Below are 20,069 nucleotides of genomic sequence, written 5' to 3'. Positions count from 1 at the left end.
GCGCCGCGAGGCCCCTTCCACGCTGCCCGACAGGGAGCGAAGCGACTGACCCTGTCTCTGCCCGACAGCGAGCGCAGCGAGTCCCCTTCCACGCTGCCCGACAGCGAGCGAAGCGAGTCCCCTGCGGCTAAGATACCGCATGCGTTTCGCCGCCGCCGCAATCGCGCTCTGGGCCGCACCGGTCGTGGCGTCGTGAGCGTCAATTCTCCCAGGCAGGTGCTCTTCGCGAGCCTGATCGGTACCGCGATCGAGTTCTTCGACTTCTACATCTATGCCACCGCCGCGGTGCTCGTCTTTCCGCGGTTGTTCTTTCCGGCGTCCGATCCGGCGTCGGCGACCCTGGCCTCGCTCGCCACCTTCGCGATCGCGTTCCTGGCGCGGCCGATCGGGTCGGCGCTGTTCGGGCATTTCGGCGATCGCGTCGGGCGCAAGACCACGCTGGTGGCGGCGCTGCTGACCATGGGCATCTCGACGGTGTTGATCGGCCTGCTGCCGACGTATCAGACGATCGGCATCGCGGCCCCGCTGCTGCTCGCGCTGTGCCGCTTCGGGCAGGGGCTCGGCCTCGGCGGCGAGTGGGGGGGCGCGGTCCTGCTCGCGATCGAGAACGCGCCGCCCGGCCGGCGCGCCTGGTACGGCATGTTCCCGCAGCTCGGCGCGCCGGTCGGATTCATCTGCTCGGCGGGCATCTTCCTGCTGTTGTCGAACCAGCTCACCGACGCGCAGTTCTTCGGCTACGGCTGGCGCATCCCGTTTCTCGCCAGCGCCGCGCTCGTCATCGTCGGCCTCTACGTCCGGCTGACCATTCACGAGACGCCGGTCTTCCGCGACGCGCTGGAACGCCGCGGCCGCGTGAAGCTGCCGATGGTGGAAGTATTCCGGCGCCACCCGCGGCAGCTGGTGCTCGGGGTCCTGATCTCGCTCGCGACGTTCGTGCTGTTCTATCTGATGACCGTGTTCGCGCTGTCGTGGGGGACGTCGGCGCTCGGCTACAACCGGCAGCAGTTCCTGTTGATTCAGCTCTTCGGGATTCTGTTCTTCGCGGTCACGATTCCGCTCTCGGCGACGCTCGCCGATTCGCACGGCCGGCGGCGGACGCTGATCCTCACCACCATCGCCATCGGCCTGTTCGGGTTCGTGTTCGCGCCGTTGTTGAGCGCCGGCACCGCCGGCGCGATGTTCACCATGGCGGCCGGGCTCACGCTGATGGGATTCACCTACGGCCCGCTCGGCACCGCGCTGTCGGAGCTGTTTCCGACCGCCGTCCGCTATACCGGCAGCTCGCTGACCTTCAATCTCGCCGGCATCTTCGGCGCGTCGCTCGCGCCGTATGCGGCGACCTGGCTCGCCCAGCGGTACGGTCTGCAGTACGTCGGCTACTACCTCGCGCTCGCGGCGGCGCTCACGCTGGCCGGTCTCCTCGCGAGCCGCGAGACGAAGGATGACAGCCTGTAGACGGTCACCGATCCCACCGCAGGCTGGCGATGCGCGGGTCGCGCGCGAACGCCGCTCGATCGAACGCCAGGCGCCGCTCGGGATGCGCGCACAGGGCGCGGACGCCGCGGCCGTCGAGATGCAGGCGCCAGGTCTGCCGATCCAGCGGCGCGGTGCCGCTGAACGCGGCGCAGGTGAGGAGCGCGATGTTCACCCCGCCGGGATCCCGCGCCGACGCGTAGCGGATCACCTCCGCGCCGCCCGCCCGGGCGGCGTCCGCCAGCGCCTGGCACGCGCTGTAGTCCGTGGGGTCCGTCCATCGCGCGCGCTCGCGATCGAAGGGCTCGGCGATCAGATCCAGACCGCGCGTGGTGCGAAACCGCACCTGGAACGCCGTGTGCTCGACGGCATTGCCCGGCCACGGCGTCGCCGGCGAATCGGCGAAGAAGAGCAGCCGCGCGAACGCCATCTCCGCGATCGCCGTCGTCACCGCCTGGGACGCGTAGAACACCCCCGGCGTCAGGCCGGCGCGGCGGAACCGCGACCCGCGCGGATAGAGCGCGCCGTAGCGGAAGGGCGTGAACAGGAGGTAGTGGAGGTGGCGGCAGTCCTCGGGGACGGCCGGCTTGCTCTCTTCGAGCAGCTCCTCCAGCCGCGCCTGCTCGGCCAGCGTGTCGACGATCTTCATCGTCGAGACCACGTGCTGGGCTTCGACCACGCGCCAGCAGCGGCCGGCGAGGCGCCGCGCTTCAGCCGAGAGCGCGGTGGGCGTCCAGGTAGCCAACGACGTCGATGAGCCCGGCGAGCGACTCGATGCGCGCGGCGGGGACGCCGCCGAGCGCGAGGTTCTCATTGCGCAGCCAGGCGCGTCCGACCTGCTCGTCGCCGCCCGCCAGCGCATCGAGCGCGCGGAACATCCGCAGGAAGAGCAGGGCGAGCTCGAACGCCTTGTCGCCGCGTTTCAAGAGATAGGCGCCGCCCCCCATCCGCGACACGGTCGCCTCGGACACGCCCAGGACGCGGGCGAGCGAACGATTGGAGAGCCCCAGGCGCGAGGCGGCGCGGACGACCGCCGTGGTGACGAGCGCGGCGTCGGCGAGCGGGTCGGGCCGGGGCCTGGGACGGGGCATGCGCGTGCTTTCCATAGAAATAATGGCATACGTTTCATTCCAAGGCAAGCCGAAGGCCCGCCCGTCCCGCCCGGGAGAGAATGTGCCCATGCCGCTGTTCGACTTCCGGTGCCGCGCCTGCGGCGAGGTCTTCGAGGCGCTCGTGCGCGAGCCCGCACGACCCCTCTGCCCCGCCTGCGGCGCGAGCGATCTCGAGCGCCTCCTCTCGGGGTTCTCCTTCTCGGTGCGTTCCGGCGGACTCAGCCCGGCCGCGCGCCGCGCCGTCGAGAAGCAGCAGAACGCGCAGCGGCGGGACCAGGCCGCCTTTCAGCAGGAGGTCGAAAAGAAACACCTGGACGATTGACGCGGACCGCAGTCCCGCGCGCGCGTCATCCTGTGACTCCGCCCTCCCCATGGACACGCTCGTTCAGGACATCCGCTCCGCGGTCTGCACCGTCGTCAGGCCAGACTATTCCGCGCGATGGGCATCCGCTCGCGCGCACGGGATTTCCGCTGCGGCGACCTTGCCGCGGTCGCCTTCGCGGTCGCGCTCGCCACGCTGGCGGCCTGCTATGTACCGGTGCGGCGCGCCGTCCGCGTCGATCCGATGGTAGCGCTGCGCGCCGAATGAACCGATAATGCGGGGCATGAAAGTGACCTTCACCAGCCTGTTGGCGGGCGCCGGCGCCTGCGTCCTCTCCGTATCGGTTCAGGGGGCCGCGGGCATCCTGATCGTCGAGAAGACCACGTCGAGCGGCACGCCGTCGACGAACCAGATCCAGATCGAGAGCAACCGCATGCGGGCCGAGGCCACCGGGCCGCGCGGCGAGAAGCAGGTCGTCATCTTCGACGGCACGCGGCAGGTGCTGATCATGATCGACGACCAGAACAAGAGCTACACCGAGCTGACGAAGGCGGACGCCGACCAGCTCGGCGCGCAGATGTCCCAGGCCATGTCGCAGATCCAGAAGCAGCTCGAGAGCCTGCCGCCGGAGCAGCGCGCCCAGATCGAGTCGATGATGAAAGGACGGATGGGCGGCGCGGGCGGCGCCGCGCCGAAGACGGTCTACAAGCGGACCGGCACGGACACGGTCGGCAAGTGGAGCTGCACGAAGTACGAGGGCTACGACGGGGAGACCAGGACGTCCGAGGTCTGCACCGTCGAGCCGAAGACGCTCGGTTTGACCGAAGCGGACTTCGCGGTGACGAAGCAGTTCATCGACTTCTTCAAGCGCGTCGTGCCCGCCATGGCCAGCCAGGCCTTCGCGATCGGCACCGTCGAGCAGCAGGGGTTCGCGGGAATTCCGGTCCGGCGCACGGCGACGGTGCTCGGGCGGCAGATCACGACGGAGATCAGCGACGTGAGCCGGCAGACGTTCCCCGACTCCATCTATGCGGTGCCCGCCGGGTATCAGAAGCGGCCGTTCGGCGGACCCGCCGGCCGCGGGCGGTAGCCCGATCACCGCATGGCTGATTCGCATCCCGACTGGTCCGCCATCGAGCGGATGCCCGAGTTCCGCGCCCTGGTCCGCGCCAAGCGCGCGTTCCTGCTGCCCGCGAGCATCTTCTTCGTCGTCTATTACTTCGCGCTGCCGGCGCTGGTCGGCTACTGGCCAGACGTGATGAGCACCCCCGTGGCGGGCCGCATCAACCTGGCGTACCTGTTCGCCCTCTCGCAGTTCGTGATGGCCTGGGCGCTGATGGCCGCGTACGTGCGGCGCGCCCGCCGTTTCGATCGCATGGCCGAAGAGCTGCTGCACCGGATCGGCGGGTCGCGGCGATGACGACCTCGCTCGCGATGTTCCTCCTCTTCGTCGTGATCACGCTCGGCATCACCTACTGGGCGTCGCGGCGGACCGGCACGACGACGGAGTTCTACAGCGCCGGACGCCGGATCACCGGCTTTCAGAACGGCTGGGCGGTGGCGGGAGACTACATGTCCGCCGCGTCCTTCCTCGGCATCGCCGGGCTGATCGCCTTCTACGGCTACGACGGCTTCATGTATTCGGTGGGATGGCTGGTCGCCTACCTGACCGTGCTGCTGCTCGTCGCCGAGCCGCTGCGCAACACCGGCCGCTTCACCATGGCCGACGTGCTCGCCTTCCGGCTGCGCCGTCCGATCGTCCGTGTCGTGGCCGCGACCTCGACGCTCACCGTGAGTCTGTTCTACATGATCGCGCAGATGGTCGGCGCCGGCTCGCTGGTCAGCCTGCTGGTGCCCGGCATCGGCTTCAACACGGCCATCGTCGGCGTCGGCATCCTCATGCTGGTCTACGTCGTGTTCGGCGGCATGCTGGCGACGACGTGGGTGCAGATCGTGAAGGCGGTGCTGCTGATGACCGGCACCATTCTGCTCTCCCTGCTCGTGCTCGCGCGCTACGACTTCTCGATCCTGGCCTTCTTCGACGCGATCGCCTCGATCACCGGCAGCTTCTGCAGCGAGGGAGGCATCGTCAACGGCGCGTGCGCCGACGGCAGCGCGCCGATCGTGCGCGACTTCACGCAGCCGGGGCTGTATTACCACGGCCGGTGGGGGGCGCTGTCGCTGATGTCGCTGGGGGTCGCGCTGATCTTCGGCACCGCCGGGCTGCCGCACATTCTGGTGCGGTTCTACACGGTGCCGTCGGCGCAGGCGGCGCGGACGTCCGTCGTCTGGGCGATGATCCTGATCGGTTCGTTCTACGTCATGACGACCTTCCTCGGGTTCGGCGCGGCGACGCTGGTGGGGAAGGGGAACATCGGGCTGATGAGCGGCGGACGGATCGTCGCCAACCAGAACCTCGCCGCGCCGCTGCTGGCGCGCGAAATCGGCGGGGACGTGTTCCTGTCGTTCGTCGCGGCGATTGCCTTCGCGACGATCCTCGCCGTGGTGGCGGGGCTGACGATCGCGGCGAGCTCGGCGTTCGCCCACGACATCTGGTTCACCGTGGTCAAGAAGGGGCGCGAGGACGAGCGCGAACAGGTGCTGGTGGCGCGGGTGACGGCGGCGGTCATCGGCCTGCTGGCGATCGTGCTCGCGATCGCGCTGCGATCGTTGAACGTCGCGTTCCTCGTGGGCCTGGCCTTCGCCGTCGCGGCGAGCGCGAACGTGCCGGCGATTCTGCTGACGCTGTACTGGCGCCGCTTCAACACCACGGGCATGATCGCCGGGATGGTGACCGGCCTGCTGTCGGCGGTGGTCCTCATCGTGCTCAGCCCTTCCGTCATGGGGGTCGACGCGGCCGGCGTGGCGGCGCGGCATCTCATCCAGCGGCCGCCGTTGTTTCCGCTCGACAACCCGGCCATCGTGTCGGTGCCGCTCGGGTTCCTGGCCGCCGTCGCGGGCACGTGGCTGGGCGCCGCCGACGAGGGCCGGGCCGCGTACAGCGAGCTGAACGTCCGGGCGAACACCGGACTGGGCGCCGTCTAGGCTGTGACGCCTATGAGGTATCCACGTACGAACCCGTAGGTCGATGAGCAATGCTCATATGCTAGGATGCCCGCATGCACCTGGAGATCCGGCACCTGCGCCTGGTCGCCGGCATCGCCGACGCCGGCAGCATGACCAAAGCGGCGGGGCAGCTGCATCTCACGCAGTCGGCGCTCAGCCACCAGTTGCGCGACATCGAAGGGCGCCTCGGCGCGCCGCTGTTCACCCGGCTGGGCCGGCGCATGGTGTTGACCGAGCCGGGGCGCCGCGTGCTCGAGGCGGCGCGGCGCGTCCTCGGCGAGGTGCAGCGCGCCGAAGACGACGTGCGGCGGCTCGCCGGGCACGGTGAAGGGACCATCCGCGTCTGCACCGAGTGCTACACCGGCTATCACTGGCTCGGGCCGATTCTCTCCGCCTTCCAGGCCAAGCACCCGCGCGTCACCATCAACGTCGCCGCCGAGGAGACCGGCGGGCCGGTCGAGGCGCTGCTCGAGGGGCGGATCGATCTCGCGATCCTGATCGATCCGGCGAGGGATCGGCGCCTTCGCCTGCGGCCGCTGTTCAACGACGAGATGGTGGCGATCGTCGCCAGGACGCATCCGCTGGCGCGGCGGCCGTGGGTGGCGCCGGAGGCGCTGGCCGCCGAGCACCTGCTGCTCTACTCGTCGGCGCGCGACGACAGCTTTGCCTTCCGCCGCATCCTCCAGCCCCGCGGGCTGGTGCCCGCGCGCGTGTCGTTCATCATGCTCACCGAGGCGATGATCGAGCTGGCGCGGGCCGGCGCCGGCGTCGGCATCCTGCCGCGCTGGTCGGCGCAGCGCGCCATCGCCAGCGGGGGGGTCGCCGGGCTGTCGATTACGCGGCGCGGGATGCGGCGGCAGTGGGCCGCGGCCACCCTCGCGGCGCACGCCGATCCGCCGTACCTCTCGGACTTCATCGATCTCGTCGCCGGGCGCGCGCTGCCGGCGCGGACGCGCGGCCGCGCCTCGGCATGAACGCCGCTCATCGATCGCAGGCCAACGATTCGTTGGATGTCACGCGCCGATGCGGGTAGCCTGACCATGTGAAGGTCATGAACACTCCGTTGGAAGCCGTGCGCCAGGCCCTGGCGCAGACCCCCCGCATCATCGAAGGACTGATCGCCGCGGCGCCGCCCGAGGCGCTGACGTGGCGCGACGCCCCCGGCTCGTGGCACGTCGTCGAAGTCCTGTGCCACGTCGCCGACGGCGAGATCACCGACTGGATGCCGCGCCTCGAGCGGATCCTGTCGGATGGCGGCCGCTTCATGCCGTTCGACCGCGAGGGGGGATTCACCCGCTATCGCGGCTGGACCGCCGAGGCGCTGGTCGGCGAGTTCGGCCAGCTCCGCCGCGCCAACCTGGAGCGGCTCGACTCGTTCCGCCTGTCGGCCGATCATCTGCGCCTGACCGGCATTCATCCCGAGTTCGGGCATGTGACGCTCGAGCAGCTCCTCGCCTGCTGGGCCACGCACGACCTGGCGCACATCGCGCAGATCTCGCGCCTGCTGACCCGTTCGTTCGGGCGTCAGGTGGGCCCGTGGCGGAAGTATTTCAGCCTGCTGCAGGAGGCACACGCATGATCGTCGAGACCTTCGAGCAATACACGGCGCGGCTGCTGGCGCTCTCGGCCGGCGCCGATCCCGTCGAGGTGCTGGCGTCGACCCCGGCGACGATCGCGAGGTCGATCCATGGCCGGAGCGCCGCGGCGCTCCAGCGATCGCCCGGGCCGGGGCGATGGTCGGCCGCGCAGATCGTGGCGCATCTCGCCGACGCCGAGATCGTGTTCGCCTATCGCCTCCGCATGATCCTCGCGGCGCCCGGCACCGCGATCCAGGCCTACGACCAGGACGCGTGGTCGCGCGTGCAGCGCGCGGAATCGAGCGACGCGCAGCAGTCGCTGGCGCTGTTCGCGGCGATCCGCGAATCGACGGTGCGGCTGGTGCGCGGGCTCGGTGCCGAGGAGCTCGATCGCTACGGCATCCACGCGGAGCGCGGGCGCGAGAGCGTGCGGCATCTGCTCGCGCTCTATGCCGGCCACGATCGCAACCACCTGGCGCAGATCGAGCGGCTGCTCACCTAGGCGGCGCGGGCGTCCCCACGATCCCCGGGTAGCACACCGAGAGGCGGTGCATCTCGAGCGCAACGGTACCGGCGCTGATGGAGGGGTCTGCCTCGAAGAGCGTGCGCGCGTCGGCGTCGCCCGCCGCCGACACGACGATCAGCCCGACGCCGGCGTAGCGCGCTCCCATGACGAGGCGGCCGCTGGCGCGCAGGCAAGGAGCCGGAGGATGGTCATGATGCAACACCTGACGATAGCGCTCCGCATGCTCGCCAAGCGCCCCGGACTCGCCGCGGGGCGCCTCTTCACGGTGACGATCGTCGTGACGGCTGTCAGCGCCGTCTTCACCGTCGCCAACGTCACGTTCCTGAGGCCGCTGCCGTTTCCGCACGCCGATCGTTTGCTGCGGCTCTACCTGCAGTCGCCGGGACGGCCGGAGTTCAAGGACGCGAACCCGCTGACGCCGCTGCAGCTCGAACGGTACCGCGAGCGGGTCCGCTCCCTGGAGCGGATCGAAGGGATCTGGTCGGGTGAGCGCGCGCTCACCGGCGAGGGCGAGGGCGAGGCCGAGGCCGTGCCGGCCGGACGCGTGACCGCGGGATTCTTCACGCTGTTCGGCGGCGAGATCGAGGCGGGCCGCGTGTTCACCGAGCAGGAAGCGGCGGCCGACGACAAGCTCGCCGTGCTCAGTCACGCGCTCTGGACGCGCCGCTACGGCGCCGACCGCCGCGTCATCGGCCGCAGCGTGATCATCGACGGGGACGCGCACGTCATCGTCGGGGTCATGCGCCGCGGCTTCGAGCCGGCATTCGTGCCGTCCCAGCTCTGGACGCCGCTGTCGACGCGCAATCCGATGGCGCGGACGGCGCTGACCTCGGTCGTGACCTACGGCCTGCTGCCCGCCGGCGGCACCGCCGCACGGGCCAGGGCGGAGATCGATCGTGTGTTCGCGGATCTCGTCGCCGAGAATCCGGCGCTGCTGAAAGGGTGGAGCGCGGGCGCCAGGGACATGCGCGAGGCGCAGTTCGGCGCCCAGGGCCCAGCGGTCGTGATGCTGCTCGTCGCCGTCGCCGCGCTCGGGCTCATTGCCGTCGCGAACCTGGCCAATCTGACGCTCGCGGACGTCTTGTACCGCCGGGCGGATTTCGCGGTGAAGGCGGCGCTGGGCGCGTCACGTCTCGACCTGGCCGCAGGCGAGATTGCCGAAGCGCTGATCCTGGCCGGCGCCGGCGGACTCGGCGGGCTGATCGCCGCGTCGTGGCTGGTGCCGGCGATGCTGGCGCTCGATCGCGCCAATCGCGTCGCCGCGGCGCAGGCAACGATCGACTGGCGGGTGGCGCTGTGCGGCTTCGCCGTGGCGGCAATCGTGATGCTGGCGGCGATCGCGGCGCCGGTCCTGCGCATCGCCGGACCGGGGATCGCGGCCGCCGTCGCCGCCGGTTCCCGCCGCGCCAGTGGCGGACCCGGCGCGCGCCGCATCCGCGCGATCCTGGTGACGGCGCAGACCGCGCTCGCGCTCGTGCTGCTGTCGAGCGGCGCGCAGGTCGTCGCGGCGCTGCATCGCGCCTCGCGGCTCGATCCCGGCTTCGATCCCTCCCACGTGATTGCCGGACAGCTGCGACTGTCGGCCAATCTGTTCCCGGAGGAGCGCGACCGCACCCGGTTCGTCGAACGCGTGCTCGAGCGGCTCCGCGCCGCGCCAGGCGTCGTCGAGGCGGGCACGACGCTGAACACCTTCACGGTGAACTTCTTCTTCACGACGCTGATCCGGATCGAGGATCGTCCATCGCCGGACGGCCAGCCGTACACGGTGCAGTACCGGCGGATCAGCCCCGGCTATCTCGAAGCGATGCGGATACCCATCGTGCGCGGCCGCGCCTTCGACGCGCGGGATCGCATCGACGCGCCGCTGGTCGCGATCGTCAGCCGCGGCTTCGCCCGGCGCTTCTGGGGCGACGAAGACCCGCTCGGCAAGCGCATCCAGCGCGGGAACAACAGCAAGGTCTCCGTCACCGTCGTCGGCGTCGCCGGAGACGTCCGCGACGTCGGCCTCAATCTCGACGCCGCTGACATCCTGTATACGCCGTACTTCCAAGGCAGCAACGCCGCCGCGCCGGTTGGCCTGGTCGTTCGCACCGCCGGCGACCCTCGCGGCGCCGTCGCGGACATCAAGCGGGCCATCTGGCAGGTGGATCCGAATCAGCCGCTGGCGGGCGTGGTCACGCTGAACGAGTTCCTGGCCGACTCGCTCGGCGCGCATCGCTTCCGCGCCATGGTGATCGCGGCGTGCGGCGCCGTGGGTCTGCTGCTTGCGACCATCGGCACCTACGGAGTGACCGCTCGATCCGTCGTCGAACGCACCCGGGAAGTCGGTATTCGGCTGGCGCTGGGTGGAAGCTCCGGGAACGTGTGGTGGACGATGGCCTGGGCGGGCGCGAGAGCGGTGGCCGCCGGGGCGATCGCCGGGATCGTCACCTCGATTGCCGCCGGCGCCGGACTCGCGGCCCTGCTGCCGGACGTGGGCGGCGGGATCTGGAAACCCGCGGCCGCGTGCGCGGCGGCGCTGCTCGTCGTGGGCGGCCTCGCCGCCGCCATCGCCGCGCGCGCCGCCGTCGGCGTCGATCCGCTGGTCGCGCTCAGGGAGCGCTGATCAGACGTCGCGATGGTGTCGGTCATCGTCTGGAGCGCGCACGCAGAGCGTCACGCCGGCGCCGTCGAACGGCGACCGCGCGGCTGCCTAGGCCGAGGGGAGGGTGAGCCGGGCGCGAAGCCCGCCGAGGGGTGACGTCTCCAGCGCGATGGCGCCGCCGTAGACGGCGGCGATCTCGCCGACGATCGCCAGGCCGAAGCCCGACCCCGGCGCCGCCTCGTCGGCGCGGACCCCGCGCTGCAGCACCGCGGCGCGCATCGCCGGCGCCAGCCCCGGACCGTCGTCGTCCACGACCAGCGCGACGTCGCCGCCGGCCGGTTCCGCCGAGAGCCGGATCCGGCCGCGCGCCCACTTGCACGCGTTGTCCAGCAGGTTGCCCAGCATCTCGTCGAGATCCTCGCGCGGGCAGCGGACCGCCAGTTCGGCGGGGACGTCGAGCGCGATCGCCAGGCCGCGGTCCGCGTGCAGCCGCCGCAAGGTGCGGGCGAGGCCTTCGGCCGACGGCCGGACCGGGCAATGCAGCCCGGGCGTCGCGCCGGAGGCCGCGGCGCGCGCGTGCGCGAGGTGATATTCGATCTGTCGCCGCATGCGCTCGACCTGCTCGCCGATCGCGGCGGCGAGCTCGGGCTGGCCGCGGCCCGCGGCGCGCTCCGCTTCCTGCGACAGCACCGCGAGCGGCGTCTTCAGTCCGTGCGCCAGATCGCCGGCCTTCGCGACGGCGCGGCTGACGGCCTGTTCCTGGTGCGCGAGCAGGCCGTTGAGATCCCGGACCAGGGGCTGCACCTCCGACGGATATTCGCCGAGCACCTGGCGCGCGCGGCCGCTCTGCACGTCCGCGAGCCGGCGCCGGATCTCGTTCAGCGGCTTCAGGCCGGCGCGGACCATCGCGAACCCGACCAGCATCGATCCGATCGCCAGCACGCCGAGCGAATGCGGATACGCGTGGACGACGGCGACGGACATGAAGACGCGGTGATTCAGCGTCAGGAGGACCGCCCACGCCGCCAGCAGCCCGAGCGTCCACAGACCGGCGCCGACGAGGATGGCCAGGCGAAGCGATCTCATGGCGCGCGATCGCAGTCCATCCGGTAGCCGAGACCGCGGACGGTCTCGATCGCGGCCGATCCGATCTTCCGCCGCAGCCGGGCGATGAAGACCTCGACGGTGTTCGAATCGCGGTCGGCCGCTTCGGCGTAGATGTGATCGCTCAGCTCCGCCTGCGAGACCACCCTGCCGCGATGGTGCATGAGATAGGAGAGGACGCGGAACTCGTGGCTGGTGAGGCGGACGGGGAGGCCGTGCACGGAGACCTTCGCACCGCGCGGGTCGAGCGCGACCGGGCCGCAGCGCAGCTCCGCCGCCACCTGTCCGCTCGACCGGCGGATCAGCGCGCGCAGCCGCGCCAGCACTTCCTCCATGCGGAACGGCTTGGCGACGTAGTCGTCGGCGCCGCCGTCGATGCCGTGCACCTTCTCGTGCCAGCTGCCGCGGGCGGTCAGGACGAGCACCGGCATTGCCAGGCCGGCATCGCGCCAGCGGCGAAGCAGCGTGAGCCCGTCGACCTTCGGCAGGCCGAGATCGAGCACCACGGCGTCGTAGCGCTCGGTCTGCGCGAGAAAGTCGGCGCGCGCGCCGTCCGACGCCCCGTCGACGGCGTAGCCGGCATCCGCGATCGCGTTTGCCAGCTGCTTTGCCAGCCGGGCTTCGTCTTCGACCACCAGAACGCGCACGATCGTTTATAGCCCACTCCAACCTGAACGGGGGCTGAACGGCGCGTTCACCCGCCGTTCAGCGGGGCATGAATATCCTCGCGCCATGAGTCTCAAGATGCTTGGCGTCCTGGCGGTCGTCGCCGCGGTCATCGTCGCCGCGTTGCTGTTCCTGCACGGCGATCAAGGCGGCGCGGTGCACGACTGGCTGCGATCGCTGCACGGATCGCGGTGATGGCGGCGCTGGTCCGGGATCTGCGCCACGCGGCGCGCGCCATCGCCCGCATGCCGGGCCTTGCCGCGGTCGTGATCGGATCGCTCGCCGTCGGCATTGCCGCCAACACGATCGTGTTCTCGTGGGTTCAGGCGGTCGTCTTCACGCCGATCCCAGGCGTGGCGATCGCGTCGCGGCTGCACCTGGTCGAGCCCCGTACCGAGGCCGGGCTGTACCCCGGCGCGTCCTGGCTGGAGTATCGCGATCTGCGCGAGCGGCTCCGTGTCTTCGACGAACTGATCGCCTTCCGCATGATTCCGCTCTACGTCGGCGAGCGCGGCCAGGTGGAGCGATCGACCGGGCTGCTCGTGTCCGACAACTACTTCGCCGGCCTCGGCCTGACGCCGGCGCTGGGCCGCTTCCTCCGCCGCGACGAAGTCGAGCGGCCGGGCGCCGCCCCGGTCGTGGTCATCTCGTACGACTACTGGCAGACGCGATTCGCCGGCGCCGGCGACGTGCCCGGCCGGCGGGTTCGTGTCAACGGCGTCGACCTCACGATCGTCGGCGTGGCGCCGCGCGGCTTCAAGGGCACGGTGATGCGGCTGATGTTCGACTTCTGGCTGCCGGCGACGCTGGCCCCGGCGGTACTCGGCGGCGCGCGCGATCTCGAGGATCGCGGCATCCGCGCCTACACCGTGACCGGGCCGCTGGCCGCGGGCGCCAACGCGGCGCGCGCGCAGAGCGAGGTCGACGCGGCGATGGCGCACCTCGCGCGGACCTATCCCGCCGCCAGCCGGAACGTCCAGGGTGAGGTGCTGCCGTACTGGCGGGCGCCGCGCGGGCCGCAGCGGATGCTCGGCACGTCGCTCGGGATCATGCAGGCGATCATGCTGCTCCTGCTGCTCGCCGTGTGCGGCAACACCGCCAACCTGGTGCTGGCGCGCGCCAGCGCGCGGCAGCGTGAGATGGGGATGCGGCTCGCCCTCGGCGCGGGGCGCTGGCGGATCGCCAGTCTGCTGCTGACCGAAAGCGTCCTGCTCGCGCTCGCCGGCGCCGCGGTCGGCGCGGTGATCGCCGCGTGGGGAACCGGACTCCTGAACGCCATGCCGCCGCTGCGCGTCCGCGGCATTCCGGTGTCGTTCGAGACCTCCGTCGACTGGGGCACGCTGGCGTTCGCGATCGGGCTGGGGGTCGCGTGCGGTCTGATCTTCGGGATGGCGCCGGCCGTCCAGCTGGCGCGTCTCGACGTGCAGCAGGCGCTTCGCGCCGCCGCCGCGACGCCGCGCCGCAGCTATCTGCGCCACACGCTGATGGCCGCGGAGGTGGCGCTTGCCGTCATGGTGCTCGTCGCCGCCGGCATTTTCCTGCGCAACTTCATGAACACCCGGCACGAGGATCCCGGCTTCACCCGCGCCGGCATCCTCCTCGCCGGATACGACCTGTCCGTCCGCCCGTCGACCGACACCACATCGCGCACGTTCGCCGCGACCCTCCTGGATCGCCTCAATGCGACCGCCGGGATCGAGAAAGCGGCAATCGCATCGGCGGTGCCGCTCGACATCCACGGACTGCCGATGCGTCTGTTCACTCTGGAGGGGCGTCCGCCCAACGCTGAAGACCCCGACGAAGCGCTGACCAACACCGTGACGCCCGGCTACTTCGCGGTGATGGGGCTCCCGATTCTCTCCGGGTCGGACTTCGTGAGCCTCCGCGACGACGCGGCGCCGCGCCAGGCGATCGTGAACGAGGCGTTCGTGCGGCGCTATGCGCCCGGCCGCGACCCGGTGGGGCTCCGACTCGACACCCGCGGGCGCCAGTACACGATCGCCGGCGTGGTGAAGAACTCGCTCTACAACTCGTTCGGCGAGCCGCCGACACCCATCATCTACCTGTCGTACCGCGATCGTCCGTCCGCGGCGGGGGAGATCCACCTCCGCACGCGTCCGGGGACGGAGACGGCGATCGCCATGACGCTGCGGTCGGTCGTCCGCGATCTGGATCCGGAACTGCCGGTCTTCGACGTGCGCACGCTCTCGGATCACATCGAAGCGAACCTGATCTTCCGCCGCATTCCGGCGCGCATGTTCGGCGTGCTCGCGCCGCTGCTCCTGCTGCTCGCGGCGATCGGCATCTACGCGGTGGTCGCCTACTCCGTCGCCCTGCGGACGATGGAGATCGGCGTCAGGCTGGCGCTGGGCGCGACCCCGGCGCGGGTCGTGGCGCAGTTCGTCGCCGAACACCTGGTCGTGGTGACTGCCGGCGCCCTCGTCGGTTGGGTCGCGGCGTTCGCGGTCGTCATCGCGGTCTTCGGCGCCGCGCCGGACGCGGTGGTGTTCGCAGCCGTTCCCGCCGCGCTGCTCGCCGTCGCCGCCGCCGCGGCGTGGTGGCCGGCGCGACGGGTGAGCCGCGTGAGTCCGCTGGTGGCGCTGCGGATTTAGTTCGGCCGAGCGCCGCTCGTGCTGCGTTACGGTTTCCAGGGCTGCGAATCGTCGAACCTCAGCTTCACCGCCGGACCGCCGGCCTTCACTGCCGTCGCCGGCCCCTTGGCGACCTTCCGGTAAAGCGCGGTTGGAATTCCCGCGGGAGGCGGACCGTTGCGTCCGTCGTACCCGCCCCTGGCGTCGTACGCCGCGAAGATGTAAACCGGCGTGGCAGGTACGTCCTTGAAGGTCAGCGTGTCGCCGTTCTTCGCCGTCGTCAGCGTGGCGATCGGACGGCTGCTGCTCGTGACGTTCGCGTCCGTGAACAGCCACGCGATCAGTTGGTGGCCCGCGTCGACCGTCCCCTTGCCCTTGTAGCTCAGGGTCACCGCGAGGTCGGTCGCCGCCGGTTTTGCCGCGGCCGGCTTGGCGGCAGCCGGCTTCGGCGGTGCAGGCCTGGCTGCGGCGGGCTGCAGCAGCATCAACGCGGTCGTCGCGACACACAACATTGTCATGAGTGCCTCCTGTGGCACTCCCTATTACGCGCGCGGCGCCGCGCGGTTCACTTGCAGAGCGCCATCCGACGCACGATCGTCGGCACGCAGGGACGACCGGAGCCATCGACGCGATGAAACAGTAGGGCGTCGCATTTTTCCAAGACGCGGCATTTCGGTCCGCGGTAGGCTGCGGCATGCTTTCACTGTCCCTGTTCATCGCCCTGGCCGCCGCGGCGCAGGCCGCCGCCGCGCCGCAACCCACCGTGAAGGATGTCGCCTGGATTGCCGGGTGCTGGGACGCCACGCGCAACGGGCGCCACGTCGCCGAGCACTGGATGCCGCCCGAGAGTGGGACGATGATGGGGGTGTCCCGGACCACGGCTGGGGAAAAGACGACGGAGTGGGAGTTCCTGATCATCCGCCAGGGTGCGCAGGGGCTCGAGTACGTGGCGAAACCGTCGCGTCAGCCCGAGGCGACCTTCACTGCGGCGCGCGCCACCGCGAGCGAGGTCGTCTTCGAGAACCCGGCGCACGACTTTCCCAAACGCATCATCTACAAGCGGGACGGCGATGCGCTGACGGCGTCGATCGAAGGGCCGATGAACGGACAGAACCGGCGCATCGACTTTCCCTACCGGAAGTCGTCGTGCGGCGGGAGTTAGGCTAGCGGCCGACGAACAGCTGGGTGAGATCGCCCGCGCCCTGCAGCCAGGCGGCAGGCGAGGTTTCCGCGAGCCGTCCGAAGTCGCGTGTCATGTGCGACTGGTCGTAGTAGCCGCACGCCTGCGCGATCTCGGCGAGCGGCCGCCCTTCGCCGATGCGCCGCAGTGCCGCCTGCAGGCGCACCAGCCGCGCGAACGATTTCGGCGGGAGGCCGACGTCGGTGAGGAACCGCCGTTCGAGCTGACGCAGGCTCAGGCCGGCGTCGGCCGCCACCCCGGTCAGCGCGGCCGTGCCGCCGCTGAGCGCGATCGCGCCGACGGCGGCGTCGATCTCCGCGGCCGGTCCGCCGCGAACGATCGACGCGAGCCACCCCTCCAGCACGCGCACCCGCGCGGCGTCGTCGGCGGCCAGCGCGAGCCGTTCGCGCAGCGTCGCCGTCGATCCGAAGATCGCCTCGAGGTCGACCGCCCGGTTGGTGATCTCCGCGGCGTGGCCGCGCAGCACCGACCTTGCCCCGGCGGGACGCAGCCGGATGGCGGCGACGCCGGCGGCCCCGCGATATCCGAGACACATCGGCGCCAGCATCTGGCCGACGATCAGCGACGCGGGCTGCCGCTCGACGCTGCCGTTCGGGTGATGCCGCTCGAAGCGGACGCCATAGTGGAGGACGATCTCCATCCGCCCGTCCGGGATGATCGGCTCGGGCCGCCCGGTGCCGTGATCCTCGAGAATCCAGTAGCAGTCGGCGATCCGCGCCAGGGCGGGGGACGGCGGGTACTGGGTGTAGCGCATCGCGGTCGAGTCTATGCGACGATCCGGCCGCCACGCTTCGGTGACGGCCGGAATCGCAGTCAACGCCGCTTCACCCCTGCGCTCAGAACGTGAACCGGAACCCGATCTGTCCGACCCGCTGCTCGGGCTGCTGGAAGTCGCCCGCGAAGCGCGTCGGCTGCATATAGGTCGGATTCGCCTGCCCGCCGACCAGACGCACCGTCTGCACGACGCCGGAGATGGCGCCTTCGATGTTCGCCGGGTTGATCGCGTTGAACAGATTGAACACCTCGCCGATCGCTTCCAGGTTGGCGCGGCCCGGGAGCCGGAAGGTGCGCGACACGCGCAGGTTCAGCTGCGAGAAGCGCGGTCCACGGCCGCAGTTGATGGTCTCGCATGCGCCGATGTCCTTCAGCTTCACGACGCCGTTGCCGTCGAAGCCGTCGAACGCCACGGCGCGCTCCGGCAGGTCGTTCAGCTCGCCGTCGAGATTGCGGTCCACGCCCTCGCCGAGGTAGACGGGCAGGGCGGAACGGAAGATGAAGATCGGCGCGACCCGGAAGCCGGCCGGCAGCTGCAGCGTCGCGCTCGCCGTGAGGCGATGGCGGGCGTCGGTGCGGCGGTTCGGCCCCAGCATCCGCGGATCGTCGAACGGGTTGGCGGCGTCCTGCAGGTAGCGCGTGTCCAGCTCGTCCCCGGCGGTGCCGATCGTGCTGCGGCCGCGCGAGAGTGTGTAGGAGCTGGTGAAGTCGACGCCGCGCGAGAGCCGGCGGCGCAGGCCGAGAATCAGCCCGTCGTATTCCGACCGGCCGCGGCTGATCGCGGCGCGCGCCGCCGACGAGTTCGGGTTGAAGCCGACGTCCGCGAAGCGGCGATCGCCGCCGTTGACGCGGGTGTTCAGCCGCGGCCGGACGTTGAGCTTCCGGCCGTCGATGTGGACGTAGTCGGCGCTGACCACCGTGCTCGCGGACAGCGCGTGCGTCCAGCCGATCGCCGTCTGCCGCGTTTCGGGCTGCTCCAGGCGAGGGTCGACCCACTGCCCGAACAGCGGCAGCGCGCCCGCTTCGTTCTGCGAGGCGAGATTCGACAGCGGCTGCCCGACCCGGTAGAAGCTGCCGTCCGGGTTGCGCAGCCCCGCCGTGTTGTTGGCGGTGAACACCGTCCCGAAGCGGGACCCGCTGGCGTCCGCGGCGGCGAACAGGACGTTGGAGTTGGTGTAGCCGAAGTCGGTGTAGATCCCCCAACCGGCGCGGACGATGTCCTTGGCGTTGCCGCGCACGTCCCACACCACGCCGGCCCGCGGCTGTACGTTGTCCATGTCGTCCCTGGCGCTCTTGCCGAAGTTCTCGTAGCCGATGACGCTGGCGAATCGTCCGGCGGCGCCGGACTGCTGCGCCAGCAGGTAATTCGGGTTCTGCGACTGATCGAACTGCAGCCCCTTGACGAAGTCATAGCGAACGCCGAGGTTCAGCGTGACGCGATCGCTCACCCGCCAATCGTCCTGGAAATACATCCCGTACTGTTTGAGCGGAATGTTGGCGGCCGAGTCGCCATCGTTGAGCGTCACGTTCGAGATCGGGCCGTTGACGTCGTTGTTCAGGTGGTTGTACTGAATCACGCCCTTGCCGGTGTTGAACGTGATGAACAGGCGCGGCTCGTTGACGAAGTTGACGCCGGCCTTGAAGTCGTGACCGAGTCCGCCCAGGCCGGCGGCGTGCCAGGAGAAGTCGTCGCGGAACTGGTACTTCTTCTGTGCCGTGCTCTGGGGCGAGTTGACGTTCTGGCCGGTGGTCACGCCGTTGGGGAACGACTCGTACGGCGTCTGGCTCCGCGCCGAGATGTGGTTCGAGAAATCGGCGTACTGGAAGACGAACTCGTTCAGCTTCGATCCGCGCAGCGACGCGTTGTGATTGACGTTGATCGAGTTGAACCGGTTGTCGCTGTCCCCCCAGTTGTCGGCGGTGGCGCGCGGCGTGGCGCCGTAGGGCTGCGCGTTCTGGTTGCGGCCGTAGCGCACCGACAGGTACTGCGTCGGCGTCAGGTTGGCGGTCGCCTTGCCCGTGAACAGGGTCTCGCGGTACGGCGTCGCGAACACCCCGTCCTTGTCGGGAAAGAGGCCCTGGCTGGACACCGCCTGCGTGGTGTCCTGGTTGGTGCGCTCGACGGCGGCGAAGAAGTGCGCGCGATCGCGCAGAATCGGTCCGCCGAGGCTGCCGCCGAACTGGTTCCGCCGGTAATCCTGCTTGGCGAGCGAGCCGCGGCGCTCCGTCTCCGTCTTCGCGTTCATCGCCTTGTCCCGGAAGAGCTCGAAGACGCTGCCGCGATAGTCGTTCGTCCCGCTCTTGGTGACGATGTTCATCACGCCGCCGTTGCTGCGGCCGTACTCCGCCTTGTAGCGCGAGGTCAGGAAGTTGAATTCCTGGATCGCCTCGAGCGGGAACAGCTGCAGCAGGCCGCCGACGGTGTCGTCGTTGTTGTCGCCGCCGTCGATCTGATAGTTCACGTTGCGGCCGTTGCCGCCGTTGATCTGCGGCGAGAACTGCGTGCTCTTGGTCGGGTCGCTATGGAAGCCGAGGCCGACGCCCGGGATGGTCACGGCCAGGTTGGCGAACTGCCGTCCGTTCAGCGGCAGGTTCTCGACCCGGCGGGTGTCGACCAGGCCGCCGACCGCGGACGACGTGGTGTCGACCAGCGGGCTCTCGGCCGTCACATTGACGGTCTCGGCGACCCGCGCGACGCGCAAATCGAAGTCGGCCGTGAGCGTCTCCGAGACGCTGACCTGCACGGTGCGCGACTGGGCCTGGAAGCCGCTGAGATCGATCGACAACGCGTAGCTGCCCACCGGCAGGCCGGTGATGCGATAGATCCCTTCGCTGTCGCTGAGCTCGCTGCGGCTCAACCCGGTACTCTCGTTCCTGGCCGTCACGGTCGCGCCGGGGACCGCGGCCTTCTGCTCGTCGAGCACGCGTCCGGTGATCGTGCCGGTCGTCTGCTGGGCGTCGGCGCTCGCGGCGAATCCAGCGAGGCAGAGCGCGGCAATCAGCAGCCGCCATGTTCGTGTGTGCATTGCGAAGCTCCTTTGATGGCGGCTGCGCTGAGCAAGCGACACACCAG

Annotated in this window: 21 protein-coding genes; 13 read left to right on the top strand and 8 right to left on the bottom strand. The window is 70.4% G+C overall.

The features are described 5' to 3' along the window. Positions 1–192 precede the first annotated feature (192 nt). Positions 193–1,455, top strand: a complete 1,263-nt coding sequence (locus VFK57_14495; GenBank protein HET7696920.1) for an MFS transporter — start codon at positions 193–195, stop codon at positions 1,453–1,455. 4 nt (positions 1,456–1,459) lie between these two features. Here VFK57_14495 and VFK57_14490 read toward each other — a convergent pair whose 3' ends face one another. Both VFK57_14490 and VFK57_14485 read right to left on the bottom strand, forming a co-directional pair. Continuing rightward, the gene (locus tag VFK57_14490) at positions 1,460–2,218 is read right to left on the bottom strand and encodes an RES family NAD+ phosphorylase (protein HET7696919.1); all 759 of its coding nucleotides are present in this window, start codon (positions 2,216–2,218) and stop codon (positions 1,460–1,462) included. After that, the gene (locus tag VFK57_14485) at positions 2,184–2,564 is read right to left on the bottom strand and encodes an MbcA/ParS/Xre antitoxin family protein (GenBank protein HET7696918.1); all 381 of its coding nucleotides are present in this window, start codon (positions 2,562–2,564) and stop codon (positions 2,184–2,186) included. Before VFK57_14485 ends, VFK57_14490 begins: the two co-directional genes overlap by 35 nt. 88 nt (positions 2,565–2,652) lie before the next feature. On the opposite strand from VFK57_14485, the gene VFK57_14480 reads away from it, so the two are divergent. From VFK57_14480 to VFK57_14445, 8 genes are all read left to right on the top strand, one after another. Continuing rightward, complete coding sequence (locus VFK57_14480; GenBank protein ID HET7696917.1) at positions 2,653–2,907, top strand: zinc ribbon domain-containing protein; 255 nt, start codon at positions 2,653–2,655, stop codon at positions 2,905–2,907. A 117-nt stretch (positions 2,908–3,024) separates the two neighbouring features. Continuing rightward, positions 3,025–3,174, top strand: coding sequence for a hypothetical protein (locus VFK57_14475; GenBank protein HET7696916.1), 150 nt, complete (start codon positions 3,025–3,027; stop codon positions 3,172–3,174). Between the two features lie 16 nt (positions 3,175–3,190). Beyond that, positions 3,191–3,997 carry a DUF4412 domain-containing protein gene (locus tag VFK57_14470; GenBank protein ID HET7696915.1) on the top strand — a complete coding sequence of 269 codons (807 nt, stop codon included), beginning with the start codon at positions 3,191–3,193 and terminating at the stop codon, positions 3,995–3,997. Between the two features lie 12 nt (positions 3,998–4,009). Then, positions 4,010–4,327 (top strand): DUF485 domain-containing protein, encoded by a 318-nt coding sequence (locus VFK57_14465; GenBank protein HET7696914.1) that lies wholly within the window; start codon positions 4,010–4,012, stop codon positions 4,325–4,327. Continuing rightward, the gene (locus VFK57_14460) at positions 4,324–5,952 is read left to right on the top strand and encodes a cation acetate symporter (protein ID HET7696913.1); all 1,629 of its coding nucleotides are present in this window, start codon (positions 4,324–4,326) and stop codon (positions 5,950–5,952) included. The genes VFK57_14465 and VFK57_14460 overlap by 4 nt, the downstream gene beginning before the upstream one ends. Before the next feature lie 74 nt (positions 5,953–6,026). Further along, on the top strand, positions 6,027–6,947 hold the full coding sequence (locus VFK57_14455) for a LysR family transcriptional regulator (protein HET7696912.1): 921 nt from the start codon (positions 6,027–6,029) through the stop codon (positions 6,945–6,947). A 77-nt stretch (positions 6,948–7,024) separates the two neighbouring features. Continuing rightward, on the top strand, positions 7,025–7,552 hold the full coding sequence (locus tag VFK57_14450) for a DinB family protein (GenBank protein ID HET7696911.1): 528 nt from the start codon (positions 7,025–7,027) through the stop codon (positions 7,550–7,552). Then, positions 7,549–8,052 carry a DinB family protein gene (locus VFK57_14445; GenBank protein HET7696910.1) on the top strand — a complete coding sequence of 168 codons (504 nt, stop codon included), beginning with the start codon at positions 7,549–7,551 and terminating at the stop codon, positions 8,050–8,052. The genes VFK57_14450 and VFK57_14445 overlap by 4 nt, the downstream gene beginning before the upstream one ends. On the opposite strand, the gene VFK57_14440 is transcribed toward VFK57_14445, so the two are convergent. After that, entirely contained in the window at positions 8,045–8,275 is a 231-nt protein-coding gene (locus tag VFK57_14440) for a hypothetical protein (protein HET7696909.1), read from the bottom strand. The two genes, VFK57_14445 and VFK57_14440, sit on opposite strands and share 8 nt — an antisense overlap. Here VFK57_14440 and VFK57_14435 point away from each other — a divergent pair. Beyond that, entirely contained in the window at positions 8,270–10,681 is a 2,412-nt protein-coding gene (locus tag VFK57_14435) for an ABC transporter permease (GenBank protein ID HET7696908.1), read from the top strand. The two genes, VFK57_14440 and VFK57_14435, sit on opposite strands and share 6 nt — an antisense overlap. Positions 10,682–10,768: 87 nt before the next feature. Here the strand turns inward: VFK57_14435 and VFK57_14430 are convergent, their stop codons facing one another. Both VFK57_14430 and VFK57_14425 read right to left on the bottom strand, forming a co-directional pair. After that, the gene (locus VFK57_14430; protein ID HET7696907.1) at positions 10,769–11,746 is read right to left on the bottom strand and encodes a sensor histidine kinase; all 978 of its coding nucleotides are present in this window, start codon (positions 11,744–11,746) and stop codon (positions 10,769–10,771) included. Beyond that, entirely contained in the window at positions 11,743–12,411 is a 669-nt protein-coding gene (locus VFK57_14425) for a response regulator transcription factor (GenBank protein ID HET7696906.1), read from the bottom strand. Before VFK57_14425 ends, VFK57_14430 begins: the two co-directional genes overlap by 4 nt. Positions 12,412–12,496: 85 nt before the next feature. Between VFK57_14425 and VFK57_14420 the strand changes: the two genes are divergently transcribed. Beyond that, positions 12,497–12,625: a hypothetical protein gene (locus tag VFK57_14420; protein HET7696905.1), complete on the top strand. Its 129-nt coding sequence runs from the start codon at positions 12,497–12,499 to the stop codon at positions 12,623–12,625. After that, positions 12,625–15,042, top strand: a complete 2,418-nt coding sequence (locus VFK57_14415) for an ADOP family duplicated permease (protein ID HET7696904.1) — start codon at positions 12,625–12,627, stop codon at positions 15,040–15,042. Before VFK57_14420 ends, VFK57_14415 begins: the two co-directional genes overlap by 1 nt. 26 nt (positions 15,043–15,068) lie before the next feature. Here the strand turns inward: VFK57_14415 and VFK57_14410 are convergent, their stop codons facing one another. Next, positions 15,069–15,539, bottom strand: coding sequence for a hypothetical protein (locus tag VFK57_14410; GenBank protein ID HET7696903.1), 471 nt, complete (start codon positions 15,537–15,539; stop codon positions 15,069–15,071). A gap of 176 nt (positions 15,540–15,715) precedes the next feature. On the opposite strand from VFK57_14410, the gene VFK57_14405 reads away from it, so the two are divergent. Continuing rightward, positions 15,716–16,183, top strand: coding sequence for a DUF6265 family protein (locus tag VFK57_14405; protein ID HET7696902.1), 468 nt, complete (start codon positions 15,716–15,718; stop codon positions 16,181–16,183). Between the two features lies 1 nt (position 16,184). On the opposite strand, the gene VFK57_14400 is transcribed toward VFK57_14405, so the two are convergent. Further along, a complete protein-coding gene (locus VFK57_14400) occupies positions 16,185–16,976 on the bottom strand; it encodes a helix-turn-helix domain-containing protein (protein ID HET7696901.1) in 792 nt (263 codons plus the stop codon). 82 nt (positions 16,977–17,058) lie between these two features. Further along, on the bottom strand, positions 17,059–20,022 hold the full coding sequence (locus tag VFK57_14395) for a TonB-dependent receptor (GenBank protein HET7696900.1): 2,964 nt from the start codon (positions 20,020–20,022) through the stop codon (positions 17,059–17,061). Positions 20,023–20,069 lie beyond the last annotated feature (47 nt).

It is taken from the genome of Vicinamibacterales bacterium, from assembly GCA_035699745.1.
GTDB lineage: Bacteria > Acidobacteriota > Vicinamibacteria > Vicinamibacterales > 2-12-FULL-66-21 > JAICSD01.
Note: the sequence above shows the minus strand (reverse complement) of the source record. Positions and strands in the feature narration are given on the sequence as shown.